This window comes from Citrobacter sp. UYEF32, assembly GCF_040546205.1.
Classification (GTDB): Bacteria; Pseudomonadota; Gammaproteobacteria; order Enterobacterales; family Enterobacteriaceae; genus Phytobacter; species Phytobacter diazotrophicus.
Window position 1 is genome coordinate 87,502 of the sequence record NZ_JBEPNI010000001.1, and the last position, 16,438, is coordinate 103,939.

Genomic DNA, 16,438 nt, shown 5'->3' on the forward strand with positions numbered 1-16,438 from the left:
AAAAAGCGAGTCTGCATATCCTACACAATTATTTAACAAAAACTGAGACTAGTACGACTTTTTGCCTGCTCTGATTACTTCGAACAAATTTATTGCTTTAATACGTGCAATTAAGTTGAACATGATGAAGGGCGGGATAATGCAAAAACTCATTAACTCAGTGCAGCACTATGCCTGGGGAAGTAAAAACGCGTTAACGGAACTCTATGGCGTCGCGAACCCTGACAACCAGCCAATGGCCGAGTTGTGGATGGGCGCGCACCCCAGGAGCAGCTCAAAAGTGCAGGACGCGCAGGGTAACCTTCACTCGCTTCGCGAGGTGATTGAACAGGACAAAGCAGGCTTGCTGGGCAGCGCAGTCGCCGAACGTTTTGGCGAGTTGCCCTTTTTGTTTAAAGTGCTGTGTGCCGCCCAGCCGCTGTCCATTCAGGTGCATCCGAACAAACAGGCCTCTGAAATCGGTTTTGCGAAAGAGAACGCCGCCGGTATTCCACTCGATGCGGCCGAGCGTAACTACAAAGACCCGAACCATAAACCGGAACTGGTCTTTGCACTGACGCCCTTCCTGGCGATGAACGCCTTCCGTCCGTTCTCCGAAATCGTCTCTCTGCTACAACCGGTGGCGGGCGCCAACCAGGCTATTGCTCATTTTCTGCAAGAACCCGGCGCGGAACGCCTGAGCCAACTGTTCGCCAGCCTGTTGAATTTAAAGGGCGATGAAAAATCGCGGGCGCTGGCGGTGCTGAAAGCGGCACTCAATAGCCAGAGCCAGCAGGGCGAACCGTGGGAAACCATTCGTGTGATTTCCGAGTTTTATCCTGATGACAGCGGCCTGTTCTCCCCGCTGCTGCTCAATGTGGTGAAACTTAATCCCGGTGAAGCGATGTTCCTGTTCGCCGAAACCCCGCATGCCTATCTTCAGGGGGTAGCGCTGGAGGTCATGGCCAACTCTGATAACGTACTGCGCGCAGGGCTGACGCCGAAATACATCGACATTCCGGAACTGGTCGCAAATGTGAAATTCACCCCCAAACCTGCCAGTGAATTACTGACCCAACCCGTAAAACAGGCTTCCAGCCTGGAATTTCCGATCCCGGTTGATGATTTTGCATTTTCGCTGCATGACCTCTCTACCACCGGTAGCGATGTGGCGCAGCAGAGCGCGGCTATCCTGTTCTGCGTGGAAGGCGAAGCCGTGCTCAGCAAAGGGGAAGAGACACTGGTGCTCAAACCCGGCGAGTCGGCATTTATAAGTGCCAGCGAATCTCCTGTGACGGTAAGCGGCGTGGGTAGACTGGCGCGGGTCTACAATAAGCTCAACTAGTTACTGAACTTTTTAGCAAGGATTGCTAAGCTCTACAGAGCCTTTTCACATACCCAGGCGGATGATCCCGCCTGGTTTTATTTTTAGGGATAATAACGATGAAAAAAACGCTGGTTGCTGCCGGAGTTGTTATTGCGCTCGGGATCATCTGGACAGGTGGTGCCTGGTACACGGGGAAACAGCTTGAAAGCCGTCTGGGGGAGATGATCAGCCAGGCGAATGAACAGATTAAACGCACCGCGCCTGAGGCCAGCGTGGAGTTATCTTCTCAAAACTACCATCGGGGCCTGTTCAGCAGCCAGATGGAACTGGTGGTAAAACCGGTCGAGGGTAAGGAAAACCCATGGTTTAAACCGGGCCAGACCATCGTACTGCATGAAAATATTGATCATGGTCCTTTCCCACTGGCGCAACTTAAAAAGCTGAACGTCATCCCATCGATGGCATCGGTACATTCCACCCTCGTCAACAATGAGATGACGAAGCCGCTGTTTGATATCGCCAAAGGGCAATCGCCGTTCGTCGCAGAGACCCGCATCGCTTACAGTGGCGATACCCGTACGGATCTCACGCTGCACCCGCTTAACTCGGAAAAAGAGGGCGAGAAAGTGGCCTTTAGCGGGGGTGAATTCCGCATCAGTTCCGATAAAGACGGCAATGCGGTTACCGTCAGCGGCGAGGCGCAGAGCGCGCTGGTTGATACGGTTAACGAATACGGTCAGAAAATTCAGCTCTCCCTCAATAACCTGAAAACAGAAGGCTCGACCCAACTTGCCAGCTTTAACGAGCGCGTTGGCAGTCAGAAAGTGACGCTGGACAAGCTGGCCATCTCTATTGAAAACAAAGAGATGGCGGTCATTGAAGGGATGAATCTGAACGGCAAATCTGAGGTCGCGAAAGATAACAAAACCATTAATAGCCAGCTCGACTACACCATCCAGAGCCTGAAGATCCAGAATCAGGAGATGGGCAGTGGCAACCTGACGCTGAAGATTGGCCAGATTGACGGCGAAGCCTGGCACCAGTTTAGCCAGCAGTATAACGCTCAGACACAGGCGTTGATGGCACAGCCAGATGTCATGAAGGACCCGGCGCTCTATCAGCAAAAGGCGGCGGAAGCCTTCTTTAATGCCTTCCCGCTGCTGTTAAAAGGTGAGCCTGTCATCACCATTGCTCCGCTGAGCTGGAAGAACAGCAAAGGCGAAACGGCACTCAACCTCTCCCTGTTCCTGAAAAATCCTGCCGCCGATACGGCTGTTAGCGCGCCGCCGCAGACGCTGGCCCAGGAAGTGGACAAAAATGTGAAGTCGCTGGACAGCAAGCTAACTATCCCGATGGATATGGCCGTTGAGTTTATGACTCAGGTTGCGAAGCTGGAAGGCTATCAACAGGATGAAGCAGCCAAACTGGCAAGCCAGCAGGTAAAAGGCCTGGCGGCAATGGGGCAGATGTTCCGTATTACGACCCTCGAAAACAACACCATTGGCACCAGCCTGCAATACGCTAACGGTCAGGTGACACTGAACGGCGAGAAAATGCCGCTGGACGAATTTGTCGGCATGTTTGGCCTGCCCTCAATGCCACAGCAGGAAGATTCACCGGAAACGCCGGATGATCCGACCGCTCCTGTCGAACCTGCGGTGCCGCAGCAGTAACCCTAAAGCCCCTTACCCAAGGGGCTTTTTTTTCAGCTATATACGCCGCTCAACCGTTACGCTTGAAAAATAAAATCGATGCTACGACAAAAGTCGTAATTGTCCTTATTTACCTGGAACTGAAACCAATCACACACTTTTTTTGTGGCTAATGACATACTATTTAACCTGTATGAATTCATACAGGAGGTCTATATGTATCGCTCCATATTAGTACCCATCGACATTTCCGAAAGCGAACTGACCCGACAAGTCATCCCGTATGTTCAGGCACACGCCGTTATTAATATTGCGAAAGTCCATTTTTTGACGGTTATCCCTTCTCATCCTTATTATTCAACGCTGGGACTGGCATATTCAGCAGCATTACCAAAATTAAAAGACCTGCAAGAAGAGGCGTTATCGCGGCTGAATGAAATCGTCAAAGCATTTAAAATTCCAATGGAAAAAGTGCAGACGCATGCTGTTACCGGGACGCCTAAGGATCAGATCCTCAAACTCGCGGATACCATTCAAGCGGATCTCATCATCATTGCTTCACACCGGCCAGATATGACCACCTATTTGTTAGGTTCAAATGCCGCAGCGGTGGTCCGCCACGCAAAATGCCCGGTGCTTGTTGTTCGTTAGTCTGCTGAATGGATAGAAATATAACGTCATGACTCCCCCTGTAATCGTTGCAGGGGGAGGTAAAAAATAGTGCCAACAGTCCACGGCCATTCTGACGTTTCCACGCGTAAAACTTCATCATAAATTCAATCTATTACCACTAATGCTAATACGCTGCTGACATGTGGTATAATGTATCGCACTTTACTTAAAATAAGAGTGCGACCATGATTGATACCAACTTGCCATTAACTGATATTCATCGCCACCTGGACGGCAACATTCGGGCACAAACCATTCTCGATCTTGGCCGTGAGTTTAATCTTCCCCTTCCCGCGCAAACGCTTGAAACATTGCTGCCACACGTGCAGGTTACCGCCAACGAACCCGATCTGGTGAGTTTCCTTGCGAAGCTGGACTGGGGCGTAAAAGTGCTGGCCTCCCTTGATGCCTGCCGTCGCGTGGCTTATGAGAATATGGAAGACGCCGCGCGCCAGGGTCTGCATTACGTTGAGCTGCGTTTCTCCCCTGGCTACATGGCGATGACGCACAATCTGCCTGTCGCAGGCGTGGTTGAAGCGGTTATTGCCGGCGTGCGCGAAGGCAGCCAGGCGTTCGGTGTCGAGGCACGCCTGATTGGCATCATGAGCCGTACTTTTGGCGAAGCCGCGTGTTTACAGGAGCTTGAAGCATTGCTGGCTCATCGTGAGAGCATCACAGCGCTGGATCTGGCGGGTGATGAGCTGGGCTTTCCCGGTAGTCTGTTCCTGCCCCACTTTAACCGCGCGCGCGACGCAGGCTGGCATATCACCGTGCATGCGGGCGAAGCGGCTGGCCCGGAAAGCATCTGGCAGGCGATTCGCGAGCTGGGCGCAGAGCGTATTGGTCACGGGGTCAAAGCGATTGAAGATCCGGCACTGATGGCATTTCTGGCCGAACAACGTATCGGTATCGAATCCTGCCTGACGTCCAATATCCAGACCAGCACCGTGCCGTCACTGGCACGACATCCGCTGAAAACCTTCCTGGAGCATGGCGTGCTGGCCTCGATTAACACGGACGATCCGGCCGTGCAGGGTGTGGAGATTGGTCATGAGTATCAGGTTGCCGCCCCAGCCGCCGGGCTGAGCCGCGAACAGATTCGCCAGGCGCAAATCAACGGCCTGGAAATCGCGTTTCTCTCTGCGGCTGAGAAACAGGCTCTCAAAGATAAGGTGTTACAGGGGTAAAAAAAGCCGCTCATTTGAGCGGCTTTTTTATTCAGGTCAGATTGAGCGTTGAGCGATGTTTTGCCGACTCAATACCCAATTCAATAAGTTCCATTATCTGAATGGCCTGGCTTGCCGGAACCGGGTTTTCTCCCGCACCGTTTAACGCGTCACGAATAGCCGCATAATAGGCCGGATAGTTACCCGGCACCGTGAGCCAGGTTTCTTCAATACGGGCATCGCCATTGACTCGGGTTAAGACCCCGTCGCGCATATCGTATCCCCAGTCTTCCTGCGGCAGTTTTGCGCCCGATTTCAGGCGCTCTTCCTGCGGATCGAGGCCAAACTTCACGTAGCTACCACGGGTACCGTGCACGATATAACGCGCTGATTCCGCCGCGGCCAGCATCGTGCCATGCAGAATAACTCTGCGCTGCGGGTAAGAGAGCACCGCATGGAAATAATCTGTCGCCTGTGCGCCTGGACGCAGTTGCGCCAGATCCACCGTCAGCGAGACAGGCAGACCAAACAGATTGACGGCCTGATCCAGTAAATGCGGGGCCAGATCGTACCAGATACCGCTTCCCGGACCTGCCTGTTCACGCCAGCGGTTACGAATTTCCGGGCGATAACGGTCAAAGTGTGATTCGAAAAAGGTCACCTCGCCTAACGCGCCATCGGCCAGCAAGGCTTTCAGCGTCAGGAAGTCACTATCCCAGCGCCGGTTATGAAACACAGACAGCACGCGGCCACAGCTTTTCGCCAGCGCATCCAGCTCCCTTGCTTGTGACAACGTCACGGTGAAGGGTTTATCCACGACGACATGCTTGCCCGCTTCCAGCGCGGCTTTGGCGAGCGGAAAATGGGTGTCGTTAGGCGTGGGGATGACGATTAAGTCAATTTTCGGATCATTAAATAGATGTTTCGGTTCTGATACGACCGACACTGCCGGCCAGTCCGCCTTCACTTTCGACTCATCGCTACTGGAGATTGCCGCCAGCTCCATTCCCGGCGTGCCGTCAATCAACGGCGCATGAAAGGTTTTACTGGCATAGCCGTAACCAATTAGTCCGACACGGATATTGTCATTCATAAAGCGGCCTCTCGTTATTGGAACGTGTATTTCACACCATCTCTCTTTCAGGGACAACAGCGACATATGCGCTTAAGGAATTTAACCGTGAAAAGAGGGTTCCTCATGCAATTACTTTAATGATACGGAATTTTCCAAAAACAGGTGTTGGTCCCTTGTCGTCCGCTGTTCGCCCAGGTAACATCCCAAATCAGACCTGAGGGAGTTGTAGAGTTATGGCCACTATCATCAATCGGATTATTGAATTAACAGGCTGGGTTGTATTGGGTGTTTCGACCGTTCTTCTGGTGTTCGCCAGTCATATCGATAATTACCAGCCGCCGGAACAGAGTATCGTCGCGCAGAAAAAATAAAATGCGAAGCGAACGCGGGTATACCTAATTATGGTACTGCGTTGCGTATTGCCACGCGTGGCGAAGAGCGCTAATCTTCTTGACGGATGCCGTTCTGGCATCCATTTAACCTTAAAGAAAATTCCTAATTTCATGGCGATACATTCAGAGACAATTTACGTCCTGATAAGCCCGACTATTATTCGAACGAAATACCCGCGAATGTATTAATGCCTTTTTATAACATGGATAACGCTTAAAATGACCGTTCAGGATTATTTATTAAAATTCCGCAAAATCAGCTCACTTGAAAGTCTGGAAAAATTGTTCGATCACCTTAACTACACACTGACCGACAACGAAGAAATCATTAACATGTATCGCGCCGCGGATCATCGCCGGGCTGAGCTGGTTTCCGGTGGCCGCCTGTTCGATATAGGCCGTGTACCAAAGTCCGTGTGGCATTACGTGCAATAACGCCACTGGCATCTGGCGCATAATGCTTTATACTCCTCGGCCGATAAATCAGTGACCGCCTGTGAGGAACAAGCATGATAACGACACCTGCAGAAAGAATCGGCGGCTGGCTGCTTGCGCCTTTAGCCTGGTTGCTGGTCGCGTTATTGGGCCAGACGTTGCGTCTCCTGGATGTCGCTAAAACTCAGGTTCCGCTGGTCATTGCCGCCATCGGTGTACGGCCCCTGGCGGAACTGTTGACCTGGTTTGCCTCTTTTGCCCTGGCGGCAGGCGTCTGGTATTACACGCTATGGCTGATTATCGCCTTTTTTAAACGCCGCCGTAGCGTCCTGAAACATATGATTATCTGGTTACTGATTAGCGTGCTGCTGGCGCTAAAAGCTTTTGCCTTCTCCCCTGTTTCTGACGATGTGGCGGTACGCGGGCTTTTATCGGCATTACTCGCCGCCGCGCTGATCGTGCCCTATTTCAAGCGATCGCAGCGGGTCAAAGCGACCTTTGTGAACCCGTAATAACCTTACAGTTATCCTGTTGTCGCCCGGTGCTGTTTGACCGATAATAGGCGGCTTTTTTTATTTCAGGCCAAATAATGACAGACTATCTGCTGCTATTTATCGGAACCGTTCTGGTCAATAATTTCGTACTGGTGAAATTTCTTGGCCTGTGCCCGTTCATGGGGGTTTCGAAAAAGCTCGAAGCCGCGATGGGCATGGGGCTTGCTACAACCTTCGTTATTACGCTGGCGTCTATCTGCGCGTGGGTAATCGATACCTGGCTGCTCATTCCGCTGGATCTCATCTATCTGCGTACACTGGCGTTTATCCTGGTTATTGCCGTGGTGGTGCAGTTCACCGAAATGGTGGTGCGCAAAACCAGCCCGGCGCTGTATCGCCTGCTGGGGATTTTTCTGCCGCTTATCACCACTAACTGTGCGGTGCTGGGCGTGCCATTGCTGAATATCAACCTCGGGCATAATTTCCTGCAATCCGCGCTGTACGGATTTTCCGCCGCCGTCGGGTTTTCTCTGGTCATGGTGCTGTTTGCCGCCATCCGTGAACGTCTTGTCGTCGCCGATGTGCCCGCACCGTTTCGCGGTAATGCGATTGCCCTCATTACCGCCGGTTTGATGTCTCTGGCCTTTATGGGCTTTAGTGGTCTGGTGAAGTTGTAATGAATGCAATCTGGATTGCCATCGCGGCCCTGAGCGTACTCGGGTTGTTGTTTGGTGTCGTACTGGGATATGCCTCGCGTCGTTTCGCGGTGGAAGACGATCCCGTCGTTGAGAAAATTGACGATCTCTTGCCACAGAGCCAGTGTGGGCAGTGCGGTTACCCTGGATGTCGCCCTTATGCCGAGGCCGTTGGCCTGCAGGGCGAGAAAATTAACCGCTGCGCACCCGGCGGTGAAGCGGTGATGCTGAAAATCGCCGAAATGTTAAATGTGGAGCCGCAGCCTATCGACGGTGACGTCGTCGTGCCCGAACCGGTACGCATGCTCGCCATTATTGATGAAGCGAACTGCATCGGCTGCACCAAATGTATTCAGGCCTGTCCGGTCGACGCCATTGTCGGCGCGACCCGCGCCATGCACACGGTAATGAGTGATCTCTGTACCGGCTGTAACCTCTGTGTGGATCCCTGCCCGACGCAGTGTATTGAACTGCGTCCGGTGGAGACGACCACCGCCAGTTGGAAATGGGACCTACAGGCCATTCCCGTGCGCATCATTCCCGTGGAACAACATGCTTAAGTTATTTTCTGCTTTTCGCAAAGACAAACTGTGGGATTTCCACGGCGGTATCCATCCGCCGGAGATGAAAACACAGTCCAGTGGTACACCGCTGCGCCAGCTTCCGCTGGCGACGCGATTTGTTATACCGTTAAAACAGCATATCGGCGCTGAGGGTGAACTGTGCGTCAACGTGGGCGACAGCGTGCTACGTGGTCAACCGCTGACCCGTGGGCGCGGGCGGATGTTGCCAGTCCACGCGCCAACCTCCGGTAATATTGTCGCCATTGCCCCCCACTCTACCGCGCATCCCTCTGCCCTGCCCGAACTGAGCGTCATTATTGAGGCTGACGGAGAAGATCGCTGGATTGAACGTGACGGCTGGAGCGATTATCGCTCTCGCGATCGCGACGCGCTGATTGAGCGTATACACCAGTTTGGCGTTGCCGGGCTGGGCGGTGCGGGTTTCCCGACCGGCGCGAAGCTGAAAAGTGGCGGCGATCTTATCGAGACCTTGATTATCAATGCCGCCGAGTGCGAACCCTATATCACCGCTGATGACCGCCTGATGCAGGACTGCGCCGCACAGATAGTCGAAGGCGTGCGCATCCTGATGCATATTCTGCAACCGCGCCAGGTGCTGATCGGTATTGAAGATAACAAACCGCAGGCCATTTCCATGCTGCGTGCGGTGCTGGCTGGTTCTCATGACATCCAGCTACGCGTCATCCCGACCAAATACCCGTCCGGCGGTGCAAAACAACTGACACAGATTCTGACCGGCAAGCAGGTTCCGCACGGTGGTCGTTCATCCGATATTGGTGTGCTGATGCAAAACGTCGGCACCGCTTATGCCATTAAGCGGGCCATTATCGACGGCGAACCTCTCACCGAACGTGTAGTAACACTGACCGGGGAGAGCGTCAGCAAACCAGGAAACGTCTGGGCACGTCTGGGGACACCGGTGCGTCACTTGCTGGAACATGCCGGTTTTTGTCCCTCCGCTGAACAACTGGTCATCATGGGTGGGCCACTGATGGGCTTTACCCTGCCCTGGCTTGATGTTCCGGTGGTGAAAATTACCAACTGCCTGTTGGCGCCCTCGGCCAGTGAAATGGGTGAGCAGCAGGAAGAGAAAGGCTGTATTCGCTGTAGCGCCTGTGCCGATGCCTGCCCGGCGGATCTGCTGCCGCAGCAGCTTTACTGGTTCAGTAAAGGCCAGCAGCATGACAAAGCCACTGCGCACAATTTGTCCGATTGCATTGAGTGCGGTGCCTGTGCGTGGGTCTGCCCAAGTAATATCCCGCTGGTCCAGTATTTCCGTCAGGAAAAAGCCGAGATTTACGCCATTGCGCAGGAAGAAAAGCGCAACGCCGAAGCTAAAGCGCGCTTTGAGGCGCGTCAGGCGCGTCTGGAGCGGGAAAAAGCCGCTCGCGCTGAACGCCACAAAAAAGCCGCTGTCCAGCCTGCCGCAAAAGATCAGCAGGCAATTGACGCAGCCCTCGCCCGCGTGCGTGAAAAACAGGCCACCAGCGCGCAACCTATCGTGGTTCAGGCCGGAAGCGTACCGGATAATAGCGAGGTGATTGCCGCCCGCGAGGCGCGTAAGGCGCAGGCGCGCGCACGTCAGGCAGAAAAAGCGCAACAACAAGATGTGCCGGAAAGTAACGCTATCGCCAGCGAAGCTGTCGATCCGCGTAAAGCTGCCGTCGAAGCGGCGATCGCACGCGCTAAAGCCCGTAAAGCCGGAGCCACAGACACGCAAGCGGCTCCCGTCGCCGCTGAACCTGTCGACCCGCGCAAGGCAGCCGTCGAAGCCGCTATCGCACGGGCAAAAGCCAAAAAATTGCAGCAGCAAGCGGCCAGTGACGTCGTCGTGCCCGTGGAAGCCCCGGCCCCCGTCGCCGCTGAACCTGTCGACCCGCGTAAGGCAGCCGTCGAAGCCGCTATTGCGCGGGCAAAAGCCAAAAAATTGCAACAGCAAGGCACCAGCGACGTCATCGTGCCGGTGGAAACCCCGGCCCCCGTTGCCGCTGAACCTGTCGATCCGCGTAAGGCAGCCGTCGAAGCTGCCATCGCGCGGGCAAAAGCCAAAAAATTGCAGCAGCAGGCCGCACCAGCCCCTGCCGCCAATGACGATCCCCGAAAAGCGGCCGTAGCGGCAGCTATCGCCCGGGTTCAGGCAAAAAAAGCCGCACAGCAAGCAGTTAACGAGGATTAAATGGTTTTCAGAATTGCCAGTTCCCCTTATACCCATAATCAGCGCCAGACATCGCGCATTATGCTGCTGGTCGTGCTTGCGACCCTGCCCGGTATTGCAGCACAACTTTGGTTCTTCGGCTGGGGAACGTTGTTGCAGATTATCCTTGCCTGCGTGAGTGCGCTGGCGGCAGAAGCGCTGGTATTACGGCTGCGTAAACAACAAATCGGGGCCATCCTCGGGGACAACTCTGCCCTGTTGACCGGTTTACTGTTGGCGGTCAGCGTTCCGCCCTTTACCCCCTGGTGGATGGTGGTGCTGGGCACGGTGTTCGCGGTTATCATTGCTAAACAACTCTATGGCGGTCTTGGGCATAACCCGTTTAACCCGGCAATGATCGGCTATGTGGTCCTGCTGATCTCCTTCCCGGTACAGATGACCAGTTGGTTACCGCCTTTTGAGATAGCCAAAACGGTTCCAGGCCTGATGGATGCCGTACAAATCATCTTCACTGGACATGCAGCTACCGGCCATACGATGGATAGCCTGCGGATGGGGATTGATGGCATCAGCCAGGCAACACCGCTGGATACCTTTAAAACATCGCTTCATGCCGGGCATCCGGTCGATGAGATCCTCAAATCGGCCATTTACAGCGGCGTGCTGGCGGGCGCGGGCTGGCAGTGGGTCAATCTGGGGTATCTGCTGGGCGGTATCTTCCTGCTGTGGCAGAAAACCATTCGCTGGCATATCTCGGTAGCCTTCCTGGTTTCGCTGACTGTCTGTTCAACGCTGGGCTGGATTTTCTCACCACAAAGTCTGGCGTCGCCGCAACTGCATCTGCTCTCGGGTGCCACTATGTTGGGCGCGTTTTTTATTCTGACCGACCCGGTTACCGCCTCGACAACCAATAAAGGCCGCCTGATTTTCGGCGCCCTTGCGGGATTACTGGTCTGGCTTATCCGTAGTTTTGGCGGTTATCCGGACGGCGTGGCCTTCGCCGTGCTGCTGGCAAACATTACCGTGCCATTAATTGATTACTTCACACGCCCACGCGTGTACGGCCATCGTTAAGGAGTCGCCATGCTAGATACCATGCGTAAATACGGCATGACCTTGACGCTGTTCGCGGCGGCCTCAACCGGAATGACAGCAGCAATTCACCAGTTGACCAAATCGACCATTGCCGACCAGGCGGTGCAGCAGCAAAAGGCATTGTTTGGTCAGGTATTGCCTGGCGACATCTATAATAACGCCTTGCAGGAGAGCTGTTATCTGGTCGATGACCCGGCGCTGGGGAAAGGCAAACATAAAGTCTATATAGCCCGTAGAGACGATACGCCGGTCGCTGCGGTCATTGAAGCGACGGCACCCGACGGCTATTCCGGCGTTATTCAACTGCTGGTAGGCACCGATTTTAACGGTACCATTCTTGGCACCCGCGTGACCGAGCATCACGAAACGCCGGGGTTGGGCGATAAAATAGAGTTGCGTATTTCTGACTGGATCACCCATTTCACGGGCAAGAAAATCGCAGGGGCCAATGACCCGCACTGGGCAGTGAAGAAAGACGGCGGCGATTTTGATCAGTTCACCGGAGCGACCATCACCCCGCGAGCGGTGGTCAATGCGGTGAAACGCGCCGGATTGTACGCGCCGACGCTGCCCGCGCAACTTTCCAGTTTACCGACCTGTGGAGAGTAACCATGAGCGAAATTAAAGACATTATTGTCCAGGGGTTGTGGAAGAATAACTCCGCGCTGGTTCAGTTATTAGGTATGTGCCCGCTGTTGGCGGTGACCTCCACCGCGACCAATGCGCTGGGTCTTGGCCTTGCCACTACGCTTGTGCTGACGCTGACCAATTTTACGATTTCACTGGTACGTCACTGGACGCCGTCTGAAATCCGAATTCCTATTTACGTAATGATCATCGCCTCCGTGGTGAGCATCGTCCAGATGTTGATTAACGCCTATGCCTATGGTTTGTATCAGTCGCTCGGTATCTTTATTCCGCTGATCGTCACCAACTGTATCGTGGTGGGGCGCGCGGAGGCGTTTGCTGCCAAAAAAAGCCCGGGCTTGTCTGCCCTTGATGGCTTTGCCATCGGCATGGGGGCAACCTGCACCATGTTTACACTAGGGTCGATTCGTGAAATCCTCGGCAACGGAACCTTATTTGACGGCGCGGATGGCTTGCTGGGCAACTGGGCGAAAGTTTTGCGTATTGAAGTGTTTCATACGGACTCGTCCTTCCTGCTGGCCATGCTGCCGCCGGGGGCATTTATCGGCCTTGGCATGCTGCTGGCTATTAAATATCTGATTGACGAAAGAACGAAGAAACGTCGCGCAGCGACCGTTGCCGACGAAACTGCCCACACGGTGCCCGGGAAGGCCTGATGAACAAAACAAAGCGACGGGAGATCCTCACCCGCCTGCGGGATGCCAATCCGCACCCGACGACAGAGCTTAACTTCAACTCACCCTTTGAACTGCTGATTGCGGTCCTGCTTTCTGCGCAGGCAACCGACGTCAGCGTGAACAAGGCAACAGCCCTGCTCTACCCGGTTGCCAATACCCCGCACGCCATGCTGGAGCTGGGTGTCGAGGGCGTCAAATCCTATATTAAGACCATTGGTCTGTTTAATACCAAAGCGGAAAACGTCATTAAGACATGCCGTATTCTGGTGGAAAAACACGGCGGCGAGGTGCCCGAAGATCGTGCGGCGCTGGAAGCGCTACCGGGTGTCGGGCGGAAAACGGCTAATGTGGTACTGAATACGGCCTTTGGCTGGCCGACCATTGCTGTTGATACGCATATTTTTCGCGTCTGTAACCGCACCCACTTCGCGCCGGGGAAAAACGTTGAGCAGGTTGAAGAAAAGCTGCTGAGCGTCGTCCCGGCGGAATTTAAGGTCGATTGTCATCACTGGCTGATTTTACATGGCCGCTATACCTGCATCGCCCGTAAGCCACGCTGCGGCTCCTGCATTATCGAAGATTTATGCGAATTCGAGAGCAAAACCGAGCTCTGAATTCGCTTTACTCAGAACGGTCTAAAGACAACCAGCAAAATGATGACCGCCACGGCCACAATGACGATGGTCGTGGCGCGTGGCACCATCCCCGGCACCTTCGTGATTTCACCGCCAGCAAGCCGACGTAAAGTTGCGGATAACATTCCGTGAATACCTGACAGCAACACCACCAGCACCAGTTTGAGAATCAGCCACAGATGCGGCATCTGCCCGTGTGCCAGCACCATCGCCAGCCCCATCACCCACAGCACGATCATCGCCGGGGTGGTGACTTTACGACTCCAGTTGCGCACAAATGCCGCCAGCGCTGTCGCCGTCGGCGCATTTTTGCCCACCGCCTGTGCACACCAGGCCGCAGCCGTGGCCATGACAAAAATTCCACCAATCCAGATTATCGCCGCGATGATATGTAGTGCGTTAAGCCACGAATGCACGTTCATGAAATGACTCCAAAGAGTTACGAAAGAATGACTTTGACAGTATCGCGTAACACTGTCATCGACTTGCTCATTTAAAGGAAAAAATCCGTGAAAACATTGATCTACTGCATTCTGATGAACAAGGCAAGAGGCGTGAGTAATGGGTTCTGCTGTTCATACTTTGCTATAAGCAAAAATGCATACCTGTAATGTTTTCTTGTTAACGCGCTTTATACGGCATAACTCGCATTTTTATCATATTATCTGTTGCTTATTAGCTTTTAATCAGAGCCAATGTTTTTTTATGACAAAAAAATTCTACAGATGTGTGATTTTTATCACATTGATGCAAGCGTGTTAAAAAAAGGATCTTTAGCTGAACAAAAAGAAGGGCAGAGAGTGTCATGCAGGCTTTAAACCAACACATAAGACCATTAATTATAATCAGACCAGGCTGATAAACTGCCATTACCGCTTAACAGCAGAAGATATCACCTTTGACCAAATTTCACCGGCCTGCATTAGTGAAAAAAACTGCCATTAATTACCCTGCAAAATTTAACTCTGAATAACATTTCCACCGCTGGATTATAATATCGCTAAAGATAAATGTAACAGATCATTACAAAAGCCTTGCCTCGAATCCCAGGATCAGGAACATTACCCGCCGTTTTCCCTCCCGCAATAATTATAAGCGCGATGAATACTGGGCATCGCGTCTCGAATCACCCCATTAATATGGGATGTAAAAAAAGAGGTCTATGTGTCAACTGCAAACAAACCAACCGAAAGTGTGAGTCTGAACGCTTTCAAACAACCTAAAGCGTTCTATTTGATCTTCTCCATCGAGCTGTGGGAGCGTTTCGGCTTCTATGGTCTGCAGGGGATCATGGCTGTCTACCTGGTTAAACAACTGGGTATGTCCGAAGCGGACTCCATTACCCTGTTTTCCTCTTTTAGCGCGCTGGTTTACGGTCTTGTCGCTATTGGCGGCTGGCTGGGCGATAAAGTTCTGGGGACAAAGCGCGTTATCATGCTGGGGGCCATTGTGCTGGCCATCGGTTACGCACTGGTAGCGTGGTCTGGTCACGATGCCAGTATCGTATATATGGGTATGGCGGCGATCGCCGTCGGTAATGGTCTGTTTAAAGCCAACCCGTCTTCCCTGCTCTCCACCTGCTACGCAAAAGATGACCCGCGTCTCGACGGTGCATTCACCATGTATTACATGGCTGTTAACGTCGGTTCATTCTTCTCTATGCTGGCTACCCCGTGGCTGGCTGCAGAATTTGGCTGGAGCACCGCGTTTGCCCTGAGCGTCGTCGGTCTGCTGATCACCATCGTGAACTTCGCGTTCTGCAAGCGTTGGGTCAAAAACTACGGTTCTAAACCTGACTTCGAGCCGGTTCGTATGGGCTACCTGCTGGCTACCATCGTAGGCGTTGCTATCCTGATTACCATCGCCACATGGCTGCTGCATAACCAGGGCATCGCACGTATGGTGCTGGGTGTGGTTGCGCTGTGCATCGTGTGCCTTTTCGCAAAAGAGACATTTGCTCTGCAGGGCGCGGCGCGTCGTAAAATGATCGTCGCTTTCATTCTGATGCTGCAGGCCATTGTCTTCTTCGTCCTGTACAGCCAGATGCCGACATCGCTGAATTTCTTCGCCATTCGTAACGTTGAACATACGCTGCTGGGTATCACGTTCGAACCGGAGCAGTTCCAGGCGCTGAACCCGTTCTGGATTATCATTGGTAGCCCGATCCTGGCTGCTATCTATAACAAAATGGGCGATACCCTGCCGATGCCGTATAAGTTTGCCATCGGTATGGTGCTGTGTTCAGGTGCATTCCTGATCCTGCCGCTGGGTGCGAAGTTCGCCTCTGATGCCGGTATCGTCTCCGTAAACTGGCTGGTTGCGAGCTACGGGCTGCAGAGTATCGGTGAACTGATGATTTCCGGTCTGGGCCTCGCCATGGTGGCACAGCTCGTTCCACAGCGTCTGATGGGCTTTATCATGGGGAGCTGGTTCCTGACGACCGCCGGTGCGAACATCATCGCAGGCTACGTCGCAAACCAGATGGCTATCCCGGAAAACGTCACCGACCCACTGATGTCACTGGATGTCTACGGTCACGTCTTCCTGCAAATCGGTATTGTGACTGCTGTTATCGCTGCGCTGATGATCCTCGCCGCGCCGAAACTGAACCGCATGACCCAGAGTGATGATAGCGATAAAGCCGCGAAAGCGTCGGAAACCGCGACAGCATAAGACTGCGCAGAGTTTCAGCAGAAAGCCGTTAACGCACGTTAACGGCTTTTTTTTTATACCCGCAGGTAATAACCTATGCCCGAA

Annotated in this window: 17 protein-coding genes; 15 read left to right on the forward strand and 2 right to left on the reverse strand. The window is 53.4% G+C overall.

Annotation, left to right across the window (positions count from 1 at the left end; genetic code table 11):
- Positions 1-139: 139 nt before the first annotated feature.
- The 4 genes from manA to add all read left to right on the forward strand — a co-directional run bounded on the left by manA (position 140) and on the right by add (position 4,817).
- Entirely contained in the window at positions 140-1,324 is a 1,185-nt protein-coding gene (gene manA, locus ABIB59_RS00410; protein WP_354033623.1) for a mannose-6-phosphate isomerase, read from the forward strand.
- Positions 1,325-1,422: 98 nt separating this feature from the next.
- A complete protein-coding gene (locus tag ABIB59_RS00415) occupies positions 1,423-2,979 on the forward strand; it encodes a YdgA family protein (protein WP_041851528.1) in 1,557 nt (518 codons plus the stop codon).
- 195 nt (positions 2,980-3,174) lie between these two features.
- The gene (gene uspF / locus ABIB59_RS00420) at positions 3,175-3,609 is read left to right on the forward strand and encodes a universal stress protein UspF (protein ID WP_041851529.1); all 435 of its coding nucleotides are present in this window, start codon (positions 3,175-3,177) and stop codon (positions 3,607-3,609) included.
- A gap of 206 nt (positions 3,610-3,815) precedes the next feature.
- Positions 3,816-4,817: an adenosine deaminase gene (add, locus tag ABIB59_RS00425; RefSeq protein WP_041851530.1), complete on the forward strand. Its 1,002-nt coding sequence runs from the start codon at positions 3,816-3,818 to the stop codon at positions 4,815-4,817.
- A gap of 31 nt (positions 4,818-4,848) precedes the next feature.
- Here add and ABIB59_RS00430 read toward each other — a convergent pair whose 3' ends face one another.
- Positions 4,849-5,889, reverse strand: coding sequence for an oxidoreductase (locus ABIB59_RS00430; RefSeq protein WP_041851531.1), 1,041 nt, complete (start codon positions 5,887-5,889; stop codon positions 4,849-4,851).
- Positions 5,890-6,104: 215 nt separating this feature from the next.
- Here ABIB59_RS00430 and blr point away from each other — a divergent pair, with 215 nt between their 5' ends.
- From blr to nth, 10 genes are all read left to right on the forward strand, one after another.
- Positions 6,105-6,242: a division septum protein Blr gene (gene blr / locus ABIB59_RS00435; RefSeq protein ID WP_041851532.1), complete on the forward strand. Its 138-nt coding sequence runs from the start codon at positions 6,105-6,107 to the stop codon at positions 6,240-6,242.
- Positions 6,243-6,482: 240 nt separating this feature from the next.
- Complete coding sequence (gene ydgT / locus ABIB59_RS00440; protein ID WP_041851533.1) at positions 6,483-6,698, forward strand: transcription modulator YdgT; 216 nt, start codon at positions 6,483-6,485, stop codon at positions 6,696-6,698.
- 74 nt (positions 6,699-6,772) lie between these two features.
- Entirely contained in the window at positions 6,773-7,210 is a 438-nt protein-coding gene (locus tag ABIB59_RS00445) for a DUF2569 domain-containing protein (protein WP_041851534.1), read from the forward strand.
- 77 nt (positions 7,211-7,287) lie between these two features.
- Complete coding sequence (rsxA, locus tag ABIB59_RS00450) at positions 7,288-7,869, forward strand: electron transport complex subunit RsxA (RefSeq protein ID WP_079498076.1); 582 nt, start codon at positions 7,288-7,290, stop codon at positions 7,867-7,869.
- On the forward strand, positions 7,869-8,447 hold the full coding sequence (rsxB, locus tag ABIB59_RS00455) for an electron transport complex subunit RsxB (RefSeq protein ID WP_041851536.1): 579 nt from the start codon (positions 7,869-7,871) through the stop codon (positions 8,445-8,447). Before rsxA ends, rsxB begins: the two co-directional genes overlap by 1 nt.
- On the forward strand, positions 8,440-10,647 hold the full coding sequence (gene rsxC, locus ABIB59_RS00460; protein ID WP_079498077.1) for an electron transport complex subunit RsxC: 2,208 nt from the start codon (positions 8,440-8,442) through the stop codon (positions 10,645-10,647). The genes rsxB and rsxC overlap by 8 nt, the downstream gene beginning before the upstream one ends.
- Positions 10,648-11,700, forward strand: a complete 1,053-nt coding sequence (gene rsxD / locus ABIB59_RS00465; protein ID WP_354033627.1) for an electron transport complex subunit RsxD — start codon at positions 10,648-10,650, stop codon at positions 11,698-11,700.
- Positions 11,701-11,709: 9 nt separating this feature from the next.
- The gene (gene rsxG / locus ABIB59_RS00470) at positions 11,710-12,330 is read left to right on the forward strand and encodes an electron transport complex subunit RsxG (protein WP_169039229.1); all 621 of its coding nucleotides are present in this window, start codon (positions 11,710-11,712) and stop codon (positions 12,328-12,330) included.
- Positions 12,331-12,332: 2 nt separating this feature from the next.
- A complete protein-coding gene (locus ABIB59_RS00475) occupies positions 12,333-13,025 on the forward strand; it encodes an electron transport complex subunit E (RefSeq protein WP_041851540.1) in 693 nt (230 codons plus the stop codon).
- The gene (gene nth / locus ABIB59_RS00480; RefSeq protein WP_041851541.1) at positions 13,025-13,660 is read left to right on the forward strand and encodes an endonuclease III; all 636 of its coding nucleotides are present in this window, start codon (positions 13,025-13,027) and stop codon (positions 13,658-13,660) included. The genes ABIB59_RS00475 and nth overlap by 1 nt, the downstream gene beginning before the upstream one ends.
- A gap of 11 nt (positions 13,661-13,671) precedes the next feature.
- Here the strand turns inward: nth and ABIB59_RS00485 are convergent, their stop codons facing one another.
- Positions 13,672-14,103: a HemJ family protein gene (locus ABIB59_RS00485; protein ID WP_041851542.1), complete on the reverse strand. Its 432-nt coding sequence runs from the start codon at positions 14,101-14,103 to the stop codon at positions 13,672-13,674.
- Between the two features lie 742 nt (positions 14,104-14,845).
- Between ABIB59_RS00485 and dtpA the strand changes: the two genes are divergently transcribed.
- Positions 14,846-16,354, forward strand: a complete 1,509-nt coding sequence (gene dtpA, locus ABIB59_RS00490) for a dipeptide/tripeptide permease DtpA (protein ID WP_041851543.1) — start codon at positions 14,846-14,848, stop codon at positions 16,352-16,354.
- The last annotated feature ends 84 nt before the right edge of the window (positions 16,355-16,438 follow it).

Excerpts from the sequence above, each read along its gene's own strand:
- manA (WP_354033623.1), top strand. The coding sequence starts at position 140 with ATGCAAAAACTCATTAACTCAGTGCAGCACTATGCCTGGGGAAGTAAA.
- ABIB59_RS00415 (WP_041851528.1), top strand. The coding sequence starts at position 1,423 with ATGAAAAAAACGCTGGTTGCTGCCGGAGTTGTTATTGCGCTCGGGATC.
- uspF (WP_041851529.1), top strand. The coding sequence starts at position 3,175 with ATGTATCGCTCCATATTAGTACCCATCGACATTTCCGAAAGCGAACTG.
- add (WP_041851530.1), top strand. The coding sequence starts at position 3,816 with ATGATTGATACCAACTTGCCATTAACTGATATTCATCGCCACCTGGAC.
- ABIB59_RS00430 (WP_041851531.1), bottom strand. The coding sequence starts at position 5,889 with ATGAATGACAATATCCGTGTCGGACTAATTGGTTACGGCTATGCCAGT.
- blr (WP_041851532.1), top strand. The coding sequence starts at position 6,105 with ATGGCCACTATCATCAATCGGATTATTGAATTAACAGGCTGGGTTGTA.
- ydgT (WP_041851533.1), top strand. The coding sequence starts at position 6,483 with ATGACCGTTCAGGATTATTTATTAAAATTCCGCAAAATCAGCTCACTT.
- ABIB59_RS00445 (WP_041851534.1), top strand. The coding sequence starts at position 6,773 with ATGATAACGACACCTGCAGAAAGAATCGGCGGCTGGCTGCTTGCGCCT.
- rsxA (WP_079498076.1), top strand. The coding sequence starts at position 7,288 with ATGACAGACTATCTGCTGCTATTTATCGGAACCGTTCTGGTCAATAAT.
- rsxB (WP_041851536.1), top strand. The coding sequence starts at position 7,869 with ATGAATGCAATCTGGATTGCCATCGCGGCCCTGAGCGTACTCGGGTTG.
- rsxC (WP_079498077.1), top strand. The coding sequence starts at position 8,440 with ATGCTTAAGTTATTTTCTGCTTTTCGCAAAGACAAACTGTGGGATTTC.
- rsxD (WP_354033627.1), top strand. The coding sequence starts at position 10,648 with ATGGTTTTCAGAATTGCCAGTTCCCCTTATACCCATAATCAGCGCCAG.
- rsxG (WP_169039229.1), top strand. The coding sequence starts at position 11,710 with ATGCTAGATACCATGCGTAAATACGGCATGACCTTGACGCTGTTCGCG.
- ABIB59_RS00475 (WP_041851540.1), top strand. The coding sequence starts at position 12,333 with ATGAGCGAAATTAAAGACATTATTGTCCAGGGGTTGTGGAAGAATAAC.
- nth (WP_041851541.1), top strand. The coding sequence starts at position 13,025 with ATGAACAAAACAAAGCGACGGGAGATCCTCACCCGCCTGCGGGATGCC.
- ABIB59_RS00485 (WP_041851542.1), bottom strand. The coding sequence starts at position 14,103 with ATGAACGTGCATTCGTGGCTTAACGCACTACATATCATCGCGGCGATA.